We start from the raw sequence: 20,619 nt of genomic DNA on the forward strand, positions 1-20,619 counted from the left end.
GTAAGCGGCGGGCACGGGGTCACGCGGAGTCGGTCGCGGTGGGCACGGGGTCACGCGGAGTCGGTCGCGGTGGCCTCGACCGGCCGCGGGAAGATCGCGTCGAGCAGGGTGCCGGCCCAGGCGATCAGGGCCGCGTCGCCGAGTGGCTCGCCGTTGATCCGCGGCATCGGCACGGTCATCGAGCCGTTCTGGGTGAAGTAGCGCGAGCCGGGGTACATCCGTTGCAGGCGCACCTGCATCGAATCGGCCAGGTTCGCCGGGGAGACGCGCAGGTTGGAACCCATCGCGACGACCTCGCCGAGCCCGGCCTGCTGGGCCAGCCAGCGCAGCCGGGAGACCAGGATGAGGTTCTGCACCGGCTGAGGCGGTTCACCGTACCGGTCGGTGAGTTCGTCGAGTACGAGGTCGATCTGGTCCTTCGCCGCCGTCGGCGAGCTCGCCGCGGACAGCTTCTGGTAGGCCTCGAGACGCAGACGCTCGCTGTCGACGTAGTCCTCTGGGATGTGGGCATCGACGGGCAATTCGAGCCGCAGCTCGGTCTGGCCCTCCGCCACATCACCGCGGAAGGCGCTCACGGCCTCGCCGATCATGCGCAGGTAGAGGTCGAAGCCGACACCGGCGATGTGCCCGGCCTGCTCGCCGCCGAGCAGGTTTCCGGCCCCACGGATTTCCAGGTCCTTCAGCGCCACCTGCATTCCGGCACCGAGTTCGTTGTTCGCGGCGATCGTGGACAACCGGTCGTGGGCGATTTCGGTCAGCGGCTTGTTCTCGTCATAGAGGAAGTAGGCGTAGGCGCGCTCCCGGCCGCGACCGACCCTCCCCCGCAACTGGTGCAGCTGGCTGAGCCCGAACTTGTCCGCCCGGTCGATGATGATGGTGTTCGCGTTGGCGATGTCCAGGCCGGTCTCGATGATCGTCGTCGAGACGAGCACGTCGAACTTGCGCTCCCAGAAGTCGACGACGACCTGTTCAAGCTGGGCTTCCGGCAGCTGCCCGTGCGCCACCGCGATCCGCGCCTCCGGCACCAGCTCGGCCAGCTGCGCGGCGACCCGGTTGATGCTGGACACCCGGTTGTGCACGACGAAGATCTGGCCCTCCCGCAGCAGCTCGCGTCGGATCGCCGCCGCCACCTGCCGGTCAGAGTACGGGCCGACGAAGGTGAGGATCGGGTGCCGGTCCTCCGGCGGCGTGGCCAGGGTGGACATCTCCCGGATGCCGGTGACCGCCATCTCCAGGGTGCGCGGGATCGGGGTGGCACTCATCGCGAGGATGTCCACGTTTGTCTTGAGCTTCTTGAGCGCGTCCTTGTGCTCGACCCCGAATCTTTGTTCCTCGTCGATGATGACGAGGCCGAGGTCCTTGATCACGATCGACTCGGAGAGCAGCCGGTGGGTGCCGATCACGAGGTCCACGGTTCCGTCGAGCATCCCGGCGATGGTCTCCCGGGACTCCTTCTCGGTCTGGAACCGGCTGAGGGCGCGCAGGTGCACCGGGAACCCGGCGAAGCGCTCCTGGAACGTCTCCATGTGCTGGCGCACGAGCAGGGTCGTCGGCACGAGCATGACGACCTGCTTGCCGTCCTGGATCGCCTTGAACGCGGCGCGCACGGCGACCTCGGTCTTGCCGAAACCGACGTCGCCGGAGAGCAGCCGGTCCATGGGAATGGGCCGTTCCATGTCGGCCTTGACCTCGTCGATGGTGGTGAGCTGGTCGGGGGTCTCCGCGAACGGGAACGCCTCCTCCAGTTCGCGCTGCCACGGGGTGTCCGGCCCGAACGCGTGGCCCTTGCTGGCCATCCGCGCCGAGTAGAGCTTGACCAGTTCGACGGCGATATCGCGCACGGCCTTGCGGGCCTTGCTCTTCGCGGCCGACCAGTCGCTGCCGCCCATCTTGCTCAGGGCGGGCGCCTCCCCGCCGACGTAACGACTGACCAGGTCGAGCTGGTCGGTCGGCACATAGAGCTTGTCACCCGGGTGCCCCCGCTTCGACGGCGCGTACTCGAGCACGAGGTACTCGCGCTTGGTCTTGACCGGGTTGCGCCCGCCGCTGGACACCTCGCGCTGGGTCAGTTCCACGAACCGGCCGATGCCGTGGGTCTGGTGCACCACGTGGTCCCCGGCCTTGAGCTGCAGCGGGTCAACGACGTTCTTGCGGCGGCTGGCCAGCTTCTTGACCTGGCGGGCGTCGTAGCCGACGACCCGACCGTAGAATTCTGACTCGCTGACCAGGGTGAGTTTCGTCTCGGGAATCTCGAAGCCGTGGTCGACGGATGCCTTGAGCAGGTAGGCGATGCCGGGTTCGGGTTCGCCGGGCCATTCGGTGACGATCCGGGCGGGGAGTTCGCGCTCGGCGAGCACGTCAGCGGCCCGTTCGACCAGCCCGGCGCCCTGGGCGACGATCCCGACGGTCCAGCCGTCCTTCAGCCGGGCGGCCAGGTGCCCGACGGCGCCCTCCACGCTGCCCTGGAAACTCGGTACGGCCTCGCCGTCGACGCGCACGGTGAGTAGTTCGTCGAGTTCACGGTGTTCGGGGAGCACCGGGGCATCCGTGGGCGCCGCCTGGAACGAGCTGAAGGTCCACCAGACGTGGGCGGAAGCCGGGGCGCCGGGGGCGCTGAACTTGACTGAGTCCCGCAACCGCCCCAGGGTGAGGAAGTCCCCGGATTCGAGATCGATCGGGGCCTCGGCGCCGGCGGTCGCCGCGCTCCACGCCGCGCCGAGGAACTCGCGGTTCGTCTCGGCGAGGCTGATCGCCCGGGAGGCGACCCGTTCGGGCGAAATCACGGCCACGGCCGCCTCGCCGGGCAGGTAGTGGGTGATCGGCACCAGCCGGTCGACGAGAGCGGGCGCGAGGCTCTCCATCCCCTCGACGGGGATGCCCTCGGCAATCTTGGCGAGCAGGCCGGCCAGGCTCGGAAACTCGTGCTGCATCTCCCGTGCCCGCTGGCGCACGGCGGGGCTGAGCAGCAGTTCCCGGCTCGGCGGCAGGGACACCCGCTCGATCGGGTCGGGCAGGGAGCGCTGGTCGGCGACGGAGAACGCGCGGAGCTGCTCGACCTCGTCGCCGAAGAACTCGACGCGGTACGGATGCGGCGCGACCGGCGGGAACACATCAAGGATGCCGCCGCGCACGGCGAACTCCCCGCGGCGGGTGACCATGTCGACTCGAGCGTAGGCGAGTCCGACCAGTTCCCTGCTGATGGCGCCCAGGTCGTGGCCGCGGGCGCCGGCCACCAGCTCGATCGGCTGGTAATCAGTGAGGTTGTCGGCCACCGGCTGCAGCGCGGCCCGCACCGACGCGATCACAATGAGCGGACGGCGGACGGCGGGGTCGGACTCCTCCCAGTCGCGCATCCGGCGGAGCGCATAGAGGCGTTTGCCGACGATCTCTGCGCCGGGGCTCAACCGTTCGTGCGGCAGCGTCTCCCAGGCCGGAAAGTCGACGATCTCTGCTTCGGCGGCGAAACAGGCGAGGTTCTCGTGCAGCGACTCCGATTCACGGCCGGTCGCGGTGATGACGAGCAGGGCCTGGGCCTTGTCCAGCCGGCCGCGCTGTTCGAGCATCGCGGCGATCAGCGGCGCACGCAGTCCCTCGGTGAGCGAGAAATCGCCGTCTCGGTTGGCGAAACCGAGGGCGTTATCGAATGTGGAGGCGCGCGAAAGTGTGGCAATTAAGCCCTGAAGAGTCACCCGACGAGTCTACGCAGCCCCGGGCGCTGAACGGGAGCCCGGTCCAGGCGTTACGGGGAGTGGAACTTCTGCTGGGCGGCGGTGACGCCCTCGGCGGCGATGAGCTCGATCGCGTCGGCGGCATCCTCCAGCAGAGTGGGCAGGACCTCGCGCTCGTCCTTGGCAAAATCGTGCAGCACGAAGTCGGCCGCGTCCTGGCGCCCCGGCGGGCGCCCGATGCCCATCCGGATCCGCACGAATTCCTTCGTGCCGGTCGCGGCGATGATGTCGCGCAGGCCGTTGTGGCCGCCGTGCCCGCCGCCGACCTTGATCTTGAGCGTGTCGAAGGGCAGGTCGAGGTCGTCGTGGACGACGACCAACCGGTCGGGCTCGAGCGAGTAGAACCGCAGGAGCGCGGCGACCGGGCCGCCGGACACGTTCATGTAGGTGCTCGGTTTGGCGAGCACCAGCTTGGGACCGCCGGGGAAGCTGCGCCCTTCGGCGACCGCCGAGGTGGTTTTGTGGTTCTTGAAATTCGCCGACAGCCGGTCGGCGAGCACGGCGGCGACCATGTGGCCGACGTTGTGGCGATTGCCGGCGTAGCCGGGCCCGGGGTTACCGAGCCCGACTACGAGCCAGAGATTCTCGTCCAGGGAATTCCTCCGCGGTCGACGAAGCCAGATGGGGAAGACTACTCGGCGGCAGGAGCCTCGGCGGCCTCTTCGGCGGCTTCGGGCTCTTCCTCTTCCTCGGCGGCAGGCAGGTGCACGTAGGCAACAACCGCGTCGGGGTCGGAGATCAGAACAGCGCCATCGGGAAGGGCGACGTCCTTCGCGTGGATCTGGGCGCCGTCTTCGAGGCCCTCGATGCTGACCATGACGTACTGGGGGATGTTGGTGGCCTCGACCTCGAGCATGAGGTACTTCGTGTCCAGGTCGGCGATGGTGCCCGACGCGGGCTCGCCTTCGAGGTGCACGGAAACCTCGACCTGGACCTTCTCACCCTTGCGGATGACGATGAGGTCGAGGTGCTCGATGATCTGCAGGAACGGGTCCTTCTGTACGTCCTTCACCAGGGTGAGGTGCGTGGTGCCCTCGACGTCCAGCTCCAGGACGGCGTTGGCGCGACGAAGCAGCAGGCCGATCTGGTGGGCGGGCAGTGCGACGTGCAGCGGGGTCGTGCCGTGGCCGTAGACGACGGCGGGGATCTTGCCCAGCACGCGCAGCTTGCGGGCCGCACCCTTGCCGAACTTGACGCGAACGTCGGCGGCGATCTTGTTGTCAGCGACAACCTTCTTCTTGGCCTCAGCCATGATGTTTCTCCTTGCGGGCCTGGACGGCCCAGTCTGGTTTCGCGAACCGGAGGTCCGTGAAATCGTGAGTACTGGTTCAACTCGAACGCGTGTTCGCGTGAGGAAAGGCCGTGAAGCATCCCGCCGCGTCGATAACGGATACCGGCAACGATTATCCGCCGCCGACAGCCCTCGCCGAAGTTCAACTAGTGAGTCTAGCGGAGCGGAAGGGCCGGGGCGAACCGGATGCCGGTATCCGTCTCCTGGGGGCGCCGTCAGACACGAAACGTCACCGTTCCGCCCGACCGAGTAGCCTTGACGGAGGTTTGAGATCAATCACCTGAAGGAGTAAACGTGGCCGAAAACGGCGCAGCACAGGCAAACATAGGCGTAGTAGGACTGGCGGTGATGGGGTCGAATCTGGCCCGCAACCTCGCCAGCCGCGAGGGCAACACGGTGGCGGTGTACAACCGCTCGCCCGAGCGCACCCGCCTGCTCGTCGGTGAACACCCCGAGGCGAACTTCGTCGACTCCGAGACGATCGAGGAATTCGCCGCGTCGCTCCAGAAGCCGCGCACCGCGATCATCATGGTCCAGGCCGGCACGGGCACGGATGCCGTGATCAGCCAGCTGACCGCCCTGTTCGAGCCGGGCGACATCATCGTTGACGGCGGCAACGCCGATTTCCAGGACACCATCCGCCGGGAGAAGGCCGTTCGCGCCACCGGCGTGAACTTCGTCGGCGCCGGCATCTCCGGCGGCGAGGAGGGCGCCCTCAAGGGCCCCAGCATCATGCCGGGCGGCTCCGTCGAGGCCTATGAGACCCTCGGCCCCATCCTCGAGTCGATCGCGGCCGTCGTCGACGGTGTGCCGTGTGTCACCCATGTGGGCACGGATGGCGCTGGTCACTTCGTCAAGATGATCCACAACGGCATCGAATACGCCGATATGCAGCTCATCGCCGAGGCGTACGACCTGCTCCGCAAGGTCGGCGGGCACTCCCCCGCCGCCATCGCCGACGTGTTCACCGACTGGAACGCCGGCGACCTCGAGAGCTACCTGATCGAGATCACCGCCGAGGTGCTCCGTCAGGTCGACGCGACGACCGGTCTCCCGTTCGTCGACGTCGTGCTCGACGAGGCCGGCTCGAAGGGCACCGGAGTCTGGACCGTGCAGAACGCCCTCGACCTGGGCGTTCCGGTCGGCGGCATCGCCGAGGCGGTCTTCGCCCGCGCCGTGTCCAGCCACCCGGAGCAGCGCGTGCCGCTCCGCGCGGCCCAGGGCGCCCGCCCGGAGATCGCCGTGGTCGGTCACACCTTCCAGGACGACGTACGCCAGGCGCTCTACGCGTCCAAGGTTGTGGCCTACGCCCAGGGCTTCGACGCGATCATCGCCGGCGCCCAGAAGTACGGCTGGAAGATCGACAAGGGCGCCATCGCCACCATCTGGCGCGGCGGCTGCATCATCCGGGCCCAGTTCCTCAACCGGATCGTCGACGCCTACGCGAACGACCCGTCGATCCCGACCCTGCTCGTCGACCCGTACTTCGCCAAGGCCGTCGCCGACGGCGAGTCTGCCTGGCGCCGGGTGGTCTCGACCGCGGCGCTGTCCGGCATCCCGGTTCCCGGGTTCGCCTCCGCGCTGAGCTACTTCGACTCGCTCGCGAGCGAGCGCCTGCCGGCCGCCCTGGTGCAGGGCCAGCGTGACTTCTTCGGCGCGCACACCTACAAGCGCGTCGACATGCCAGGTACGTTCCACACCCTGTGGTCCGGCGACCGCAGTGAGATCGAGACCGAGGGTTCATCTCACTAGTCTCGGCAGCACACCATCGGCCGTGGCCGAGGTGGACGCACGCAGCCCTCGGCCGCGAACGTCCGGCTCGGCCACGGCCGTTTCCGCGCCCGGCCCGCGCCGCGCGGATGACCCCACGATTTGCGATACTGGGAGCCAGATGATGAGCGATGAACACCCCGAACTCTCCGGTTACGAGCCGCAGGATGCCGATCGGCCCCTGCGCAGTCGGCGCGTCATTGCGATCATGCGCATTGCCGTCGTGCTGGGGCTCGTGGCGCTGATCGTGCCCGGCATCCTGACCTCGGTGCAGATAGCGACGACGACGGCAACGGGCACCTGCCAGGTGGCCGTGCTGCACTACTACCCGTACGCGTCCGGATCCGATGCGCGTTTCGAGCTGTCCGGGCCAGGCGGGTTCGGCTGGCAGTGTTACGCGGTTGACCGCAACGAACGAGAGATCTACGTCATCCCGCTCGGCATCATCCCGTCCGCGCCGCGGACTCCGACCACCAGTATTCCCGCGTAGGGCTCGGCCAGAGGAGGAGGACCCCGATGGGCCCGACGCTCACGTTCACCGCGAAGCTGTGGGAGTATCCCGGCAGGGCCGGCTGGACGTTTGTCTCGGTACCCGCCGACCAGTCCGCAGACATCCGTGGCCTCACGGAGGGACTGCGACACGGCTTCGGTTCGGTCAAGGTCAGCGCCTGCATCGGCGACTCACTGTGGTCCACGTCCGTCTTTCCGGACAGTTCACGGGGCGGATTCCTCCTGCCGGTGAAGAAATCGATCCGGCTCGCCGAAGGCGTGGCGGCCGGCGACGCGGTCACGGTCACGCTGGGACTGGTGCTCTAGCGTCAGACGTGACCGCGGGCCGGACCGCGGGTGGGCGCGAGGCCTACGCGGCGCCCTCGAACATGCTCGTGACGGAACCCTCGTCGAACACCTCGTGGATTGCGCGCGCCAGCAGCGGGGCGATCGGCAGCACGGTGAGCGTGGGGAACCGCTTCTCCATCGGGATCGGGAGGGTGTCGGTGACGACGACCTCGGAGATCGCCGGGTTCTGCAGCAGTTCGAGTGCCGGGTGGCTGAACACGGCGTGGGTCGCAGCGACGACGACGCCGATCGCTCCGGCCTTGCGGAGCGCCTCGGCGGCGAGCACGATCGTGCGGCCGGTGTCGATCATGTCATCGACGATCAGGCAGACCCGGCCCTCGACCTGGCCGACGATCTCGTGCACGGAGACGCGGTTGGGCACGAGGGGGTCGCGACGCTTGTGAATGATGGCCAGCGGGGCGCCGAGCTTGTCACTCCAGATGTCGGCAACGCGCACGCGGCCCATGTCGGGCGAGACGACCGTGAGGGTGGTCGGGTCGAGCTTTTCCTTGAAGTGCTCGAGCAGCACCGGCATGGCGAAGAGGTGGTCGACGGGGCCGTCGAAGAAGCCCTGAATCTGGGCGGCGTGCAGGTCGACCGCCATGATGCGGTCGGCGCCGGCGACCTTGAACAGGTCGGCGACGAGGCGGGCCGAGATCGGCTCGCGGCCGCGGCCCTTCTTGTCCTGACGGGCGTAAGGGTAGAACGGCGCGACCACGGTGATCCGCTTGGCGGACGCTCGCTTGAGGGCGTCGACCATGATCAGCTGTTCCATCAGCCATTCGTTGATCGGATTCGTGTGCGACTGGATGACGAAGGTGTCGCTCCCCCGAACACTTTCATCGAAGCGAGCGTAAATTTCACCGTTCGCGAAGGTGCGAGCATCCGTGTGGACGAGTTCGGTACCAAGCTCCGTGGCGATGTCCAGCGCAAGTTGCGGGTGAGCTCGCCCCGAAACCAATACAAGTCGCTTTTCGCCGCTGGTCTTGATTCCAGACACCTAGTCTCCGCTCTTTGCCGCGGCCACCGCCGCGTCGGTTCCTGGCCGGTTGGTCTCTACCCAGCCGTCCATATTGCGTTGTGGAGCCACGCTCAGGGACAAAGCCCCGGCCGGCACGTCCTTGCGGACGATTGTGCCGGCTCCCGTGTATGCTCCGTCCCCAATCCTAATCGGCGCGACGAACACGTTGTGCGACCCGGTGCGCACATGCGACCCGATTTCGCTGCGGTGCTTGTTCACGCCGTCGTAGTTGGCGAAGATGGTGCCCGCCCCGATGTTGGACTGCTCACCGACGGTGGCGTCGCCCACATAGCTCAGGTGCGGAACCTTGCTGCCGGCGCCGATGGTGGCGTTCTTGGTCTCTACGAATGCCCCGATCTTGCCGTCCGCGCCCAGGACCGTACCCGGTCGCAGGAAGGAGAACGGGCCGACGGATGCCCCGGCGCCGATTACCGCGAGGGTCGCGTCGGTGCGCTTGACCACGGCGTTCTCGCCGACCTCGCAATCGAGGAGGGTGGTGTCCGGGCCGACCACGGCGCCGGTCTCGATCACCGTCGCGCCGAGGATCTGGGTGCCGGGCAGGATCGTCACGTCCGGCGCGAGCTGCGCCTTGAGGTCGATCCAGGTGGTGGCGGGGTCCTGCACGGTGACGCCGGCCAGCTGCCAGCCGTTCACGATGAAACCGTTGAGCTGACGCGCTGTCTCGCTCAGCTGGGCGCGGTCGTTGATCCCGGCGACGAGCCAGGCATCCGCTACCGGCACGGCACGCACGGCAGAACCGGCGCCGCGGAGCAGGCCGATCACGTCGGTCAGATACTTTTCACCCTGCACGTTCTCGGTGGTGATGTGCGTGAGCTGCTCGCGGAGTTCAGTGACGCGGAAGGCGTAGACGCCCGCGTTGGTCTCGGCGATCTTGCGTTCCTCGGCGGACGCATCCTTCTGCTCGACGATGCGGTCGAATCCACCCGACTCGGAGCGCACGATGCGACCGTAGCCGGTGGAGTCCTCCGGGAAGGACGAGAGCACCGTGGCGGACACGTCGCGCTCACGGTGCGCGGCGACAAAACTGGCCAGCGTGGCCGAGTTGAGCAGCGGCACATCGCCGGACACCACGAGCACGTCGCCCTCGAAGTCCGCGGGGAGGGCCGCAACGGCCAGTTCGACCGCCCGGCCGGTGCCGGGGATCTCGTCCTGATCGACGATCAGGCTCTCCGGCAGGTCTTCGGCGACCACGGCGGCGACCAGGTCGCGCTCGTACCGCACGACCGTGACCACGTGGGCGGCGCCCAGGGCGTGGGAGGTGGCGAGCACATGGCTGAGGATGGGCAGCCCGGCGAGCTTGTGCAGCAGCTTCGGCGTGCTGGACTTCATTCGGGTGCCCTGGCCGGCGGCCAGCACGACAATAGCGAGTCGGGAATCGGTCACGTGGTTTCCTCTTTGCTGTTCGTGTTGCCGGCCGGGAAGACCGGAGGGGGCGCCACTGGTCTGCAACCAGCGCTCCGCCGCCAGGACTCGAACCTAGACCTAACAGCTCCAAAGGCTGTCGTGCTGCCATTACACCACGGCGGAATTCGCCGACCCGGGGCCGACCAACGGTGACAAGTCTGCCAGAAGTATCGTGCGCGGCGTGCAGGCAGCGATGGGCGGCGGCTCGGAGGCCCGATAATGGGATGATGCCCGCACATGACGAAGTCGACCGGATTGTAGACGCCTGGCTGCGCGAACGCCCCGACCTCGACTTCGCGCCGCTGCAGGTTCTGTCTCGGGTCGGTCGGCTTTCCAAACATCTGGACCGGGCCAGGCGCACCGCGTTTTCCCGGTCTGAACTGGATTCCTGGGAGTTCGACGTGCTCTCGGCCCTGCGTCGGGCAGGTTCACCCTACGAGCTGAGCCCGAAGGCGCTGTTGCAGCAGACCCTCGTGTCCAGCGGCACGATGACCAACCGGATCGACCGTCTGGTCGAACGGGGCCTGGTCACCCGGCGCACCGACCCCAACGACGGGCGCGGCATTTTCGTGGGGATGACACCGGGTGGGCTCAGCCGGGTGGATGCCGCGATCACCCGCCTGGTCGACGCGGAGGCGGAGTTGCTCGCGACCCTCTCGGCGAATGATCAGGACCGTCTCGCCGGGCTGCTGCGCAAGCTCAGCCTCGACTTCGACTGATTACTCGTCGATCGAGCCGGAGGGGAAGTCCTTCCATGCCTCGACGAACCGCGCCTCGGTACCGGCCGCACCGGACTCCTCGACGGCATGCATCCGCCCGTAGGTGAAGGAGTTCTCGTTGAACAGGAACGCCTTCATGCCCAGGCGGAGGAGTTCACCGCGGGCGACGACACTGTCGTGGTGATCACCCAGGATCTCCTGCACCTGACGCGCGGCGGCAACGAGCCGCACGGCCCGCTTGCGCCGGAGCGGGGCTGCCGTCTCGGCCGCGTAGCGCAGCTGCTTGGCGCGTTTGCGCACCTCGTGCAGGGCTGCGTCGCGATCGGCGCCCACCGCCGTGCGGCGGGCCGCGCGCACCGCCTGGCGCAGCTGCTTCCAATCGGCGCCGACCAGGCCGGGAATGACCTTGCGCGCGGCCTTGTCGGCCGTGCGGTACAGGGGCGGCGAGGCCACGAGCTCGTCGATGGCGTCGAGGAGCCGAAAATAGCGGTCGGAGTCGAGGGCGGAGCGGGTGTCCGCCTGGCCGATGCGCACCACGGTCGAGAAGTGCTCGTCGATCCGCGGGGCGACCGCTCCGGCGGCAAGCCCAACCGGCTCGAGGTCCAGCCGGTGGGTGAGGCGCCGGCGCATCACCTGGGCGTCCCGGGCGCCGCCGAGCACTCCCGCGATCCAGCGCAGCTCGACGCGCAACTGCTCGGTGACTCCCGCGTCGAGCAGCGGAGCGTAGGTGGAGAGGGCCGAACGCAGCCGCCGGGTTGCGACGCGCATCCGGTGCACCGCCTCCTCGTCACCTTCTCGTACGAGCGGGTCCTCTGCCGTGACAACGTCGACCTGGGCCCGCAGGTAGGCGAGCAGTACGTCCCCGGCCGAGCTGCGCGGTCCGGCCTGGGCCGGTTCCGCGGCGGGGACAGGCGCACGGTCACCCAGGGCTCGAGCGAGCTTGGACGGGCTCGCGGCCGGTTCGACCCCGACGCTGGACAGTCTCTCCTGGGCCGCGTCGAGCAGGGCGCGGGACCCGTCGACGAGTTCGATCTCCCATTCGCGCCAGTCCTGGTTCAACGGTTCGGCCCCGAACCGCTCGGACTCCACGGAATCGTCGCAGACCTCGGCGAGTACCGCGTCGTCGCGGCCGACGAGGTGGTGAACGACCCGCAGGGTGTGGAGCCGTACGACGGGCATCAACGGCCGGCCGCGCAGGTAGACCCGCACGAGGCCGAGGATTTCTTCGGGGATCACGTCGGGGTCGTCCCCGACGGGCTCGCGCATTTCGCGGCGTTCGTCGACCGCGACGGGGAGCTTGAGGTGCCAGCCGTCGTCGTCACCACCGGTGCGCCGGCGCAGCGTGATCCGGCGGCCGGCGAGTGTGAGGTCTGCGGTGTCGAAGTAGAGCGCGTCCAGGTGATGTTCGACCGGCGGGTCGACGTGCGTGACGCCCGGCAGGTCGTGCAACGGCGGCAACGGCGTCGTCGGATTCACGTCGAATTTGCGCTCGATCTCGGCAAAGCCCTCGGAAGTCATGGTCCAGTCTACTTCCGCAGGGTCGGCGCCTCCCGGCGGGACCCGCGTGGATTCACCGGCGCAATGCCTTCCGGGCCAGCCAGTTGCCGAGGAACTGTACGAGTTGCACGAGCACGATGATCAGGAGCACGGCCGCCCAGGTGACGACGGGGTTGAACTGGCGGTAGCCGTACTGCAGGGCGAAGTTTCCGAGGCCGCCGCCGCCGACGTACCCGGCGACCGCGGACATGTCGACGAGGGCGACGAAGATGAATGTGTAGCCGAGGATGAGCGGTCCGAGCGCCTCGGGCAACAGCACCGTGAAGATGATCCGAAGCGGTCCGGCCCCCACACTGCGGGCGGCCTCGATCACGCCCGGCGTCACCGTGAGCAGGTTCTGCTCGACGATCCGCCCCATCGCGAAGGAGGCCGCGAGCGAGATGGTGAAAATGATCGCGTTGTTTCCGATACCGGTGCCCACGACCATCCGGGCCAGGGGCTGCGCCGCCGCGAGGAAGATGATGAACGGGATCGGGCGCACGATGTTCACGAACAGGTTGAGCACCAGGAACACGGGCCTGTTCGCGAGGATGCTGCCGGCCCGGCTCAGGTAGAGCCCCAGGCCGACGAGCAGACCACCGAGGCCGCCGAAGAAAAGCGTGAAGCCGACGATGTAGAGGGTTTCCCCCGCGGCCTTCCAGAATTCGGGCATCAGGGCGAGCAGGGAATCCATCAGCGCACCTCCGTCACGGTGGTGAGGGTTCTGACCCGGTCGAGGGCCGCGTCGACGACCGCGTCCGCCTCGCCGGCGCTGCCCGCGTTCGGGCCGGGAGTCAGGGCGAGGGTGAGATGTCCGAACGAGCGCCCCTGAATCTCGTTGATCCCGCCGTAGACGACCTCGAAGGTGATGCCGGCGGCGGCGAATTCGCCGAACACCCTGGCCTGGTCGACGCTGCTGTCCCGGAACGCGAGGGTGACGATTCGTCCGGGGTGCCGGTCGCGCAGCACCGCGAGCTCGCCGGCGGACGGGAGCCCCTTGACCACGGTGGAGACGAAACGGGCGGATGCCGGCTGTTGCGGGTTCGAGAAGACGTCGAACACGTCGCCGCGTTCGATCACCCGACCCTGGTCCATCACGGCGACCTTGGTGGCCAGGGTCTGGATGACATCCATCTCGTGGGTGATGACGATGATGGTGACCCCGAACTCCTTGTTGACCCGGCCGAGCAGGTCGAGCACCTCGTGCGTCGTCTCCGGGTCGAGCGCGCTGGTGGCCTCGTCGGCGAGCAGGATGCCCGGTTGGGTCGCGAGGGCCCTGGCGATACCCACCCGTTGCTTCTGGCCGCCGGAGAGCTGGTCGGGATAGGCGCGGGCCTTGTCGCTGAGGCCGACGAAGTCGAGCATCTCCGCGACGCGGGCCCGGCGCCGGTCCCTGGGCAGCCGGGCGACCTCGAGCGGGTAACCGACGTTCGCTGCCACGGTGCGGGAACCGAGCAGATTGAACTGCTGGAAGATCATCCCGATACCGAGGCGTACCGGCCGCAGCTCGCGCTCGGGCAGCCGGGCGATGTCCTGCCCGTTGACGAGGATCTCCCCACTGGTGGAGCGCTCCAGTGCGTTGATGAGGCGCACCAGGGTGCTCTTGCCCGCACCGGAGTATCCGATGATGCCGTAGACGTCGCCGGCGTCGACCGTGAGGCTGACCCCGTCGATCGCGACGACCTCGGCGCCGCCCCTGGTCGTCGGTTGGTAGACCTTGCTCACGTCACGGAGTTCAACGACGGGGCTGGGGGCAGGCATGGTGCGTCCTAACTGGCTGGTGCGGTGTCGGCGCGGCTCGCGGCCCGGGCGCCCGCGGAACGGGCACCTGGGCCGGAACGGCGTTACTTGTGAGCCGCGGTGTCTTTCTCGACCTTGGCGAGCGAGGAAACGAGGTCGGCCACCGGGGTCTGAACCAGCTCGGCCGAGCCGCCCGAGACCGCGAGCACGCCATCCTGCACGGCCTTCGTGGTCTGGTAGATGCTGACGAGCTTCTGGTAGGTGGCGTTGTCCTTGTCCTCGGCGCGGGCCGCGAAGATGTTCACGTACGGAAGCGCGTTCGGGTCGGCCGGGTCATCCTGGGCCAGCGCGTCACTGAACTTGAGGCCGGCCTTCTCGACGAAGTCGTTGTTGATGATGGCACCGGCGACGTCGGGCAGCGACGTCGCGGTGAGCGACGCCTCGAGGGCCGTGACGGTGACCTTGGACTTGCCGGTGTCGATGTCGTCGAGGGTGGAGAAGATGGTTCCGCCGTCCTTCAGCGTCACCAGCTTCGCCGACTGCAGCACGAGCAGCGCACGGGCGAGATTGCTCGCGTCGTTCGGAACGGCGATGGTGTCGCCCTTCTTGATCTCGCTGACCTTGTCGTACGTGGTCGAATAGAGGCCGAGCGGGTAGATCGCGGTAGCGCCGATCGGCACGAGGTCGCTCTTGCTCGCCACGTTGTAGTCGGCCAGGTAGACGATGTGCTGGAACTGGTTGAGGTCGAGCTCACCCGCAGAGAGCGCCGGGTTGGGCTGCTCGAAGACCGCGAAGTCCACGATCTCGACCGAGATCCCTTCCGCGGCAGCGGCCTTGGTGTACACGTCCCAGTAGGGGTCGCTGGCCCCGACGACGCCGATCTTCACTGTCTTGTCACTGCCGGATGCTGCGGCGCCATCCGCCGAGCCACCGGAGCAGCCGGCGAGCAGTGCCACGAGCGGAATGACCGCGAGGGCGGCCAGAAGTTTCTTGTTCACGATGGGTTCCCCTTAGTGCTGTGGTCGACGTGGGTGCCGGAGCAAATTTGGGCACAGGGAAACCACGTGGAACGAGGGGTGGGAGTCTGTGCCGCTGCATTGCGAGGCACAGTTCAAGGCTATCGACAGATGCTGCACCGCGTGGGCCGTGACGACACACGCGGTAACAGCATCTGCGACTCAGCCCTCGATCAGCTCAGAGAGTTCGATCCAACGGGTCTCGAAGCCGGCGATGGAGCTCTCCAGTCCGCTCAGTTCCGTGCCGAGCGCGCCGAGGCCGTCGTAGTCCGACTGGTCGTGCGTGGCGAGGCTCTCGTGCAGGGCCGCGATCCGGGCGTTCTGCTTGGCGACCTTGCGGTCGATCGAGGCGAGTTCCTTCTGGGCGTTGCGCAGGTCGGCCCCGCCGATGGCGAGCTTGCGGCTCGCCTTGCCGCCCGAGGTGTTCGCCGCGTTCGCGGCGGCGGGCTTGTCGTTGCCGCTGACCTGGCGCTTGCGCATCTCCAGGTACTGGTCGACGCCGCCGGGCAGGTGCCGGAAGGCGCCTTCGGTGACGGCGTACTGATTGTCGGTGACGCGCTCGATCAGGTACCGGTCGTGCGAGACGACGAGCAGGGTGCCGGGGAAGGAGTCGAGCAGGTCCTCCATGGCCGCGAGCATGTCGGTGTCCAGGTCGTTCGTGGGCTCGTCGAGGATGAGAACGTTCGGCTCGTCGAGCACGATCAGCAACAGCTGCAGACGGCGCTTCTGGCCACCGGACAGGTCCTTGACCTGGGTGGTCAGCTGGGCACTCATGAAGCCCATCCGCTCGAGCATCTGGCCGGGGGTGATTTCCTTGCCACCGGCGATGTAGCTCGTCTTCTGACGGCCGATGACCTCGCTGACCCGGTCGTTCTGAATGTCATCCAGTTCGAAGAGCTGCTGGGTGAGCACGGCGACCTTGATCGTCTTGCCACGCTTGACCGTGCCGGCGGTCGGCTGCAGCGTGCCGGCGACGAGGTTGAGGAGGGTGGACTTGCCCGCGCCGTTGACGCCCATGATGCCGGTGCGCTCTCCCGGCGCGATCCGCCAGGTGATGTCGTTGAGCACGGTCTTCTCGCCGAACTTGACCGTGATGTCGATCAGGTCGACGACATCCTTGCCGAGGCGCTGCATCGCCATCGACTGCATCGAGACGGTGTCGCGGGGCGGCGGCTCGTTCTCGATCAGTTCGTTGGCGGCGTCGATGCGGAACTTGGGCTTCGCGGTGCGGGCAGGGGCTCCGCGGCGGAGCCAGGCCAGTTCCTTCTTCATCAGGTTCTGCCGCTTGGACTCGGAGGCGGCGCTCATCCGGTCGCGTTCGACGCGCTGGAGGATGTAGGCCGCGTAGCCGCCCTCGAACGGTTCGATCAGGCGGTCGTGAACCTCCCAGGTCATGTTGCAGACCTCATCGAGGAACCACCGGTCGTGAGTGACGACCACGAGACCGCCGGAGTTGGTCGCCCAGCGGGTCTTGAGGTGGCCTGCCAGCCAGGAGATGCCTTCGACATCCAGGTGGTTGGTGGGCTCATCGAGGAAGATGACGTCATGGTCGCCGATCAGCACCGCGGCCAGGGCCACGCGCCGGCGCTGCCCGCCGGAGAGGTCGTCGACGAGGGCGTCCCAGGGAATGTCGCGCACGAGTCCGGCGATGACGTCGCGCACCTTGGCGTCGCCCGCCCAGACGTGCTCGTCGATTCCGCCGACGATGGTGTGGCCGACCGTCTGGCCGGATGCGAGGTCGTCGGCCTGGTCGAGCATGCCGATCGTGACGCCGCGACGCCGGGTGACCCGGCCGGAGTCGGGCTCCATCCGGCCCGCCAGCAGGCGCATGAGGGTGGACTTGCCGTCGCCGTTACGGCCGACGACGCCGATCCGGTCGCCTTCGTTGAGACCGGCGGTGACGCTGTCGAAGATGACGCGGGTGGGAAATTCAAGGTGCAGGGACTCGGCCCCGAGCAAATGTGCCATAGCTTTCCACTTTAGCTGGCGTGGCTGTGAGCCCCGCGCGCGCCCGTCGAGACCCCGCCACCACCGGTGGTCGAGCCCGTCGAGACCCCGTCGAGACCCAGTCGAGACCCCGCCACCACCGGCCAGGCTGACCACCGGGCCCCTCGACCCCTGTCGGTCCCGGTCCCCGCGGACCGACCGCGCCGACGTCCTAGTCGTGGATGATGCGGGCGCCGTGAACCGGACCGGTTGCACGCACCACGTGAAGCCGGGAGGCGCTCAGCGCGACCTGCAGCTCGAGGGCGCTGTCCGAGTCCCGAACCAGGAAAGCCACGGTCGGACCGGAACCGGAGAGGATGCCCGCGAGCGCCCCGTTCGCTTCGCCGAGCTCGAGCACCTTGGCCAGCCCGGGAGCCAGGTGCAGCGCGGGCGCCTGGAGGTCGTTGTGCAGGGATTCGGCGAGCATCGCCGGGTCGCCGGCGCGGAGGGCCTGAAGCACGTTGGCGTCCACTGTGGGCTGGAGCTGCGCCGGAAAGATGTCCTGGGCGTGCCGTTCCCGATGCCGGTCGAGCTCGTCGTAGACGGCGGGGGTGGACATGCCGAACTCGGCGAGTGCGAGCACCCAATGGAACTGACCCTTGGCCAGGGCCGGGCTGAGTCGGTCACCGCGGCCGGTGCCGATGGCGGTTCCGCCGGTAAAGGCGAAGGGAACGTCGGCGCCGAGGGTGGCCGCGATGGAGAGCAGGTCGTCCCGGCTCGCCTCGGTTCCCCACAAGGCGTCGCAGGCGAGGAGGGTGGCCGCGGCATCCGCTGAGCCGCCACCCATGCCGCCGGCGATGGGTACGTTCTTCTCGACGGTCAGGCGCACACCGCCGCGGAAACCCGTCTTGCGGGCCAGCGCCCGTGCGGCCTTGATCGCGAGGTTGCTACCGTCGACGGCCAGACCGGACGTGTCAATCGACCCGCTGAACTCGACCGAGAAATCGTCGGCCGGGTAGGCGCGCACGTCTTCATAGAGTGAGACCGCCTGGTAGGCGGTTGCCACCTCGTGGTAGCCGTCTTCGAGCACGGCACCGACCTTGAGGAAGACATTGATCTTGCCAGGTGCCCTCGCGTGCACCACTGTTGATGCGGCCGCGTTGGTCATGTGACTAACCTAGCCCAGCCGCACCGGCGCTCCGTGCTCCGGCCGTTGCCCAAGAGGTTGCCCCGGCCGTTGCCCCGGACGTGCACGGCCGCATCGCCGATGCCCGCGCTGCTGCTGGATACCGGATTCAGGGACGCTTCGGCAAACTCGTCATCGCCCGGCGCAGTCTTGTCGCCCGGCGAGGTGTGGCGGGAATCGGGATTGCTGGACACGGAGCGATGCTAGCGCGCCCGGGGCGCTCGGTGAAGCGTCCCGCGGCGGGCGGGCTACGACCGCTACCTGGCGCGCCAGGCGCGAGCGATTGCGAGGAAGTCGTCGACCGTGAGCTGCTCGCCGCGCTCGGTGGGGTCGATGCCGGCCTCGGTCAGGATCGTCGACGCGGTTGTCGAGTCGCCGAGCACGGTGGACAGGGATTGCCGCAACATCTTGCGGCGCTGCTGGAAGGCGCCGTCAACGAGGGCGAATGTGGCCAGCCGCAGTTCCTCACTCTCCAGCGGCAGCGCGCGACGTTCGAAGGCGATCAGGATCGAGTCCACGTTGGGCACCGGCCAGAACACCTGGCGGCTCACCTTCCCGGCGGTGCGGAACCGCCCGTACCAGGCCGCCTTGACACTCGGGCTGCCGTAGACCTTCGAGCCGGGTGGGGCGGCGAGGCGCTCGCCGACCTCGGCCTGCACCATGACCACGCCGGCCCGGATCGACGCGAAGTGCTCGAGCAGGTGCAGCAGTACCGGCACGGAGACGTTGTAGGGCAGATTGGCGACGAGCCTGGTCGGCGCATCGGGGATCTCGGTGATCTTGAGTGCGTCGGCGCGGATGACGGTGAGCGGCGCGCCCTCGTGCATCAGCTCGACGGTCAGCGGCAGCTGCTCGGCCAGGCGTTCGTCGATCTCGACGGCGACGACGCGCGCGCCGGTCTCGAGCAGTCCGAGGGTGAGGGAACCGAGTCCGGGACCTACCTCCACGACGGTGTCGGCGGCGGTGATGGCCGCCACCTTGACGATCCGGCGCACGGTGTTGCCGTCGATGACGAAGTTCTGGCCGAGCTTCTTGGTCGGGTTCACCCCGAGCATCTCGGCGAGGTCACGGATCTCGGCCGGGCCGAGGAGCGTGCGGGCGACCGGGGCCGCCGCCTCGGAGTCCGACCCCTGGATGATCGAGCCCTCAGCGGAGTCCGACCCTTCGGCGGTGATCGAGCCTGTCGCGGAGTCCGACCCTGTCGCGGAGTCCGACCCTTCGGCGGTGATCGAGCCTGTCGCGGTGATCGAGCCTGTCGCGGTGATCGAGCCTGTCGCGGTGATCGAGCCTGTCGCGGTGATCGAGCCTGTCGAGATCCCCGCCTCGTCGTCCGGCTGATCCGTCGAAGCGGCGTGCCGTCCACCGGCACGCTGCAGGCCCGCCTCCGCGGTCCCGGCCTGAGCGTCGAGCGTCGGCGCGACGGGCTCCTCGCCCGGCGCGTAGCCGTGCCGCGGCCCGGTCACGCGATGCCTCCCCTGTGGCTCGCGTCGGCCGGGGACAGGGTGTCGGGGGCGGTCACCGGTTCGGCGTCCCACCGCCCGTAGACGAGCTCGGTGTTCGAGGTGATCTGCGCTGCGAGCATGCTGACGTCCGTTTCGAGGTGGTCGGCCATCGCTCGGAGCGTGTGCGGCAGAAGGTAGGGGGCGTTGGGGCGGCCTCGGAAGGGCGCGGGGGTGAGGAAGGGGGCATCCGTCTCGACCAGAAGCAGCCGACGAGGTACGGCGGCGAGGGCCGCGCGCAGATTGTCGGAATTCTTGAACGTGACCGTGCCGGAGAACGAGAGGTACCAGCCGTTGTCGGCGCAGATCCTGGCCATCTCGGCGTCGCCGGAGAAACAATGGAAGACCGTGCGTTCGGGCGCACCGACGCGGAGAAGGGTCTCGATCACCTCGGCATGGGCGTCGCGGTCGTGGATCTGCAGCGCCAGGCCGTGCTGCTTCGCGATCTCGATGTGCGCCTCGAACGACCGGAACTGGGCTGATCGGCCGTCGGGGCCGGTGCGGAAGAAATCCAGGCCGGTCTCGCCGACGGCGACGACCCGGGGCCTCGCCGCCAGCGCGGAGATCTCGGCCAGGGCATCGTCGAGGGTTCCGGCCGCGTCGTAGCCCGGCGCCTCGTTGGGGTGGATGGCGACGGCGGCGAGCATGCGCGGCTCGGCGGCGGCGGCCTGCGCCGACCAGCGCGAGGTCTCCAGGTCGCCGCCGACCTGGATGACACCGCGCACACCGACGCTGGAAGCCCGGTGGAGTTGTTCGGCCACGCTCAGGCCCTCGTCGCCGTCGGCGATCTCCAGGTGGGTGTGGTTGTCGTAAATCGGGACGACCAGCGGCTCCGGCAACGGCGGATAGCGCAGGTCTCGGCCCGCCGTCTGCTCCCGGCGGCGCACCGGGTCGGTCACCGATGCCGGGTCGGTCACCGATGCAG

At 68.3% G+C, this 20,619-nt stretch carries 18 protein-coding genes and 1 tRNA gene; 4 read left to right on the plus strand and 15 right to left on the minus strand.

Going from position 1 to position 20,619, the window contains the following annotated elements; translation table 11 throughout:
- Positions 1 to 50: 50 nt before the first annotated feature.
- Genes mfd through QMG61_RS04245 form a run of 3 tightly spaced genes read right to left on the minus strand, consistent with a single transcriptional unit; the run spans position 51 to position 4,980 of the window.
- Positions 51 to 3,689 (minus strand): transcription-repair coupling factor, encoded by a 3,639-nt coding sequence (gene mfd, locus QMG61_RS04235; protein ID WP_283493084.1) that lies wholly within the window; start codon positions 3,687 to 3,689, stop codon positions 51 to 53.
- 50 nt (positions 3,690 to 3,739) lie between these two features.
- Positions 3,740 to 4,321, minus strand: a complete 582-nt coding sequence (gene pth, locus QMG61_RS04240) for an aminoacyl-tRNA hydrolase (protein WP_283493169.1) — start codon at positions 4,319 to 4,321, stop codon at positions 3,740 to 3,742.
- 38 nt (positions 4,322 to 4,359) lie between these two features.
- A complete protein-coding gene (locus QMG61_RS04245) occupies positions 4,360 to 4,980 on the minus strand; it encodes a 50S ribosomal protein L25/general stress protein Ctc (RefSeq protein WP_283493085.1) in 621 nt (206 codons plus the stop codon).
- Positions 4,981 to 5,367: 387 nt separating this feature from the next.
- Here QMG61_RS04245 and gnd point away from each other — a divergent pair, with 387 nt between their 5' ends.
- The 3 genes from gnd (at position 5,368) to QMG61_RS04260 (ending at position 7,605) form a co-directional block, all read left to right on the plus strand.
- On the plus strand, positions 5,368 to 6,771 hold the full coding sequence (gene gnd / locus QMG61_RS04250; RefSeq protein WP_502847004.1) for an NADP-dependent phosphogluconate dehydrogenase: 1,404 nt from the start codon (positions 5,368 to 5,370) through the stop codon (positions 6,769 to 6,771).
- A 142-nt stretch (positions 6,772 to 6,913) separates the two neighbouring features.
- Complete coding sequence (locus QMG61_RS04255; protein ID WP_283493087.1) at positions 6,914 to 7,279, plus strand: hypothetical protein; 366 nt, start codon at positions 6,914 to 6,916, stop codon at positions 7,277 to 7,279.
- Between the two features lie 26 nt (positions 7,280 to 7,305).
- Positions 7,306 to 7,605, plus strand: coding sequence for a DUF1905 domain-containing protein (locus QMG61_RS04260; protein ID WP_283493088.1), 300 nt, complete (start codon positions 7,306 to 7,308; stop codon positions 7,603 to 7,605).
- Between the two features lie 43 nt (positions 7,606 to 7,648).
- Here QMG61_RS04260 and QMG61_RS04265 read toward each other — a convergent pair whose 3' ends face one another.
- From QMG61_RS04265 to QMG61_RS04275, 3 genes are all read right to left on the minus strand, one after another.
- Positions 7,649 to 8,626, minus strand: coding sequence for a ribose-phosphate diphosphokinase (locus tag QMG61_RS04265; RefSeq protein WP_283493089.1), 978 nt, complete (start codon positions 8,624 to 8,626; stop codon positions 7,649 to 7,651).
- A complete protein-coding gene (gene glmU, locus QMG61_RS04270) occupies positions 8,627 to 10,051 on the minus strand; it encodes a bifunctional UDP-N-acetylglucosamine diphosphorylase/glucosamine-1-phosphate N-acetyltransferase GlmU (protein WP_283493090.1) in 1,425 nt (474 codons plus the stop codon). It abuts the gene before it with no gap.
- 72 nt (positions 10,052 to 10,123) lie between these two features.
- Positions 10,124 to 10,195: transfer RNA gene (locus tag QMG61_RS04275), tRNA-Gln, on the minus strand.
- Positions 10,196 to 10,296: 101 nt separating this feature from the next.
- Here QMG61_RS04275 and QMG61_RS04280 point away from each other — a divergent pair.
- Positions 10,297 to 10,791: a MarR family winged helix-turn-helix transcriptional regulator gene (locus QMG61_RS04280; RefSeq protein ID WP_283493091.1), complete on the plus strand. Its 495-nt coding sequence runs from the start codon at positions 10,297 to 10,299 to the stop codon at positions 10,789 to 10,791.
- On the opposite strand, the gene QMG61_RS04285 is transcribed toward QMG61_RS04280, so the two are convergent.
- The 9 genes from QMG61_RS04285 to QMG61_RS04325 all read right to left on the minus strand — a co-directional run bounded on the left by QMG61_RS04285 (position 10,792) and on the right by QMG61_RS04325 (position 20,593).
- On the minus strand, positions 10,792 to 12,309 hold the full coding sequence (locus QMG61_RS04285; RefSeq protein WP_283493092.1) for a CYTH and CHAD domain-containing protein: 1,518 nt from the start codon (positions 12,307 to 12,309) through the stop codon (positions 10,792 to 10,794).
- 52 nt (positions 12,310 to 12,361) lie between these two features.
- Positions 12,362 to 13,021 carry a methionine ABC transporter permease gene (locus QMG61_RS04290; protein WP_283493093.1) on the minus strand — a complete coding sequence of 220 codons (660 nt, stop codon included), beginning with the start codon at positions 13,019 to 13,021 and terminating at the stop codon, positions 12,362 to 12,364.
- Positions 13,021 to 14,088 (minus strand): methionine ABC transporter ATP-binding protein, encoded by a 1,068-nt coding sequence (locus QMG61_RS04295; protein ID WP_283493094.1) that lies wholly within the window; start codon positions 14,086 to 14,088, stop codon positions 13,021 to 13,023. Before QMG61_RS04295 ends, QMG61_RS04290 begins: the two co-directional genes overlap by 1 nt.
- 83 nt (positions 14,089 to 14,171) lie before the next feature.
- Entirely contained in the window at positions 14,172 to 15,065 is an 894-nt protein-coding gene (locus QMG61_RS04300) for a MetQ/NlpA family ABC transporter substrate-binding protein (RefSeq protein WP_283493095.1), read from the minus strand.
- Positions 15,066 to 15,245: 180 nt separating this feature from the next.
- A complete protein-coding gene (locus QMG61_RS04305) occupies positions 15,246 to 17,051 on the minus strand; it encodes an ABC-F family ATP-binding cassette domain-containing protein (RefSeq protein WP_283493096.1) in 1,806 nt (601 codons plus the stop codon).
- A 190-nt stretch (positions 17,052 to 17,241) separates the two neighbouring features.
- Positions 17,242 to 18,177 carry a 4-(cytidine 5'-diphospho)-2-C-methyl-D-erythritol kinase gene (locus QMG61_RS04310; RefSeq protein WP_283493097.1) on the minus strand — a complete coding sequence of 312 codons (936 nt, stop codon included), beginning with the start codon at positions 18,175 to 18,177 and terminating at the stop codon, positions 17,242 to 17,244.
- Positions 18,174 to 18,389, minus strand: a complete 216-nt coding sequence (locus QMG61_RS04315) for a hypothetical protein (RefSeq protein WP_283493098.1) — start codon at positions 18,387 to 18,389, stop codon at positions 18,174 to 18,176. The genes QMG61_RS04310 and QMG61_RS04315 overlap by 4 nt, the downstream gene beginning before the upstream one ends.
- A 63-nt stretch (positions 18,390 to 18,452) precedes the next feature.
- A complete protein-coding gene (gene rsmA, locus QMG61_RS04320) occupies positions 18,453 to 19,250 on the minus strand; it encodes a 16S rRNA (adenine(1518)-N(6)/adenine(1519)-N(6))-dimethyltransferase RsmA (protein WP_283493170.1) in 798 nt (265 codons plus the stop codon).
- A gap of 404 nt (positions 19,251 to 19,654) precedes the next feature.
- A complete protein-coding gene (locus QMG61_RS04325) occupies positions 19,655 to 20,593 on the minus strand; it encodes a TatD family hydrolase (protein ID WP_283493171.1) in 939 nt (312 codons plus the stop codon).
- Positions 20,594 to 20,619: the final 26 nt, after the last annotated feature.

It is taken from the genome of Cryobacterium sp. PH31-AA6 (assembly GCF_030063195.1).
Lineage (GTDB): Bacteria > Actinomycetota > Actinomycetes > Actinomycetales > Microbacteriaceae > Cryobacterium.

What these genes read in the sequence shown, in the direction of transcription:
- QMG61_RS04245 (WP_283493085.1), bottom strand. Translation starts at nt 4,980, where the DNA reads ATGGCTGAGGCCAAGAAGAAGGTTGTCGCTGACAACAAGATCGCCGCC.
- gnd (WP_502847004.1), top strand. Translation starts at nt 5,368, where the DNA reads ATGGGGTCGAATCTGGCCCGCAACCTCGCCAGCCGCGAGGGCAACACG.
- QMG61_RS04255 (WP_283493087.1), top strand. Translation starts at nt 6,914, where the DNA reads ATGAGCGATGAACACCCCGAACTCTCCGGTTACGAGCCGCAGGATGCC.
- QMG61_RS04260 (WP_283493088.1), top strand. Translation starts at nt 7,306, where the DNA reads ATGGGCCCGACGCTCACGTTCACCGCGAAGCTGTGGGAGTATCCCGGC.
- QMG61_RS04280 (WP_283493091.1), top strand. Translation starts at nt 10,297, where the DNA reads ATGATGCCCGCACATGACGAAGTCGACCGGATTGTAGACGCCTGGCTG.
- QMG61_RS04285 (WP_283493092.1), bottom strand. Translation starts at nt 12,309, where the DNA reads ATGACTTCCGAGGGCTTTGCCGAGATCGAGCGCAAATTCGACGTGAAT.
- QMG61_RS04290 (WP_283493093.1), bottom strand. Translation starts at nt 13,021, where the DNA reads ATGGATTCCCTGCTCGCCCTGATGCCCGAATTCTGGAAGGCCGCGGGG.
- QMG61_RS04295 (WP_283493094.1), bottom strand. Translation starts at nt 14,088, where the DNA reads ATGCCTGCCCCCAGCCCCGTCGTTGAACTCCGTGACGTGAGCAAGGTC.
- QMG61_RS04305 (WP_283493096.1), bottom strand. Translation starts at nt 17,051, where the DNA reads ATGGCACATTTGCTCGGGGCCGAGTCCCTGCACCTTGAATTTCCCACC.
- QMG61_RS04310 (WP_283493097.1), bottom strand. Translation starts at nt 18,177, where the DNA reads ATGACCAACGCGGCCGCATCAACAGTGGTGCACGCGAGGGCACCTGGC.
- rsmA (WP_283493170.1), bottom strand. Translation starts at nt 19,250, where the DNA reads ATGCTCGGGGTGAACCCGACCAAGAAGCTCGGCCAGAACTTCGTCATC.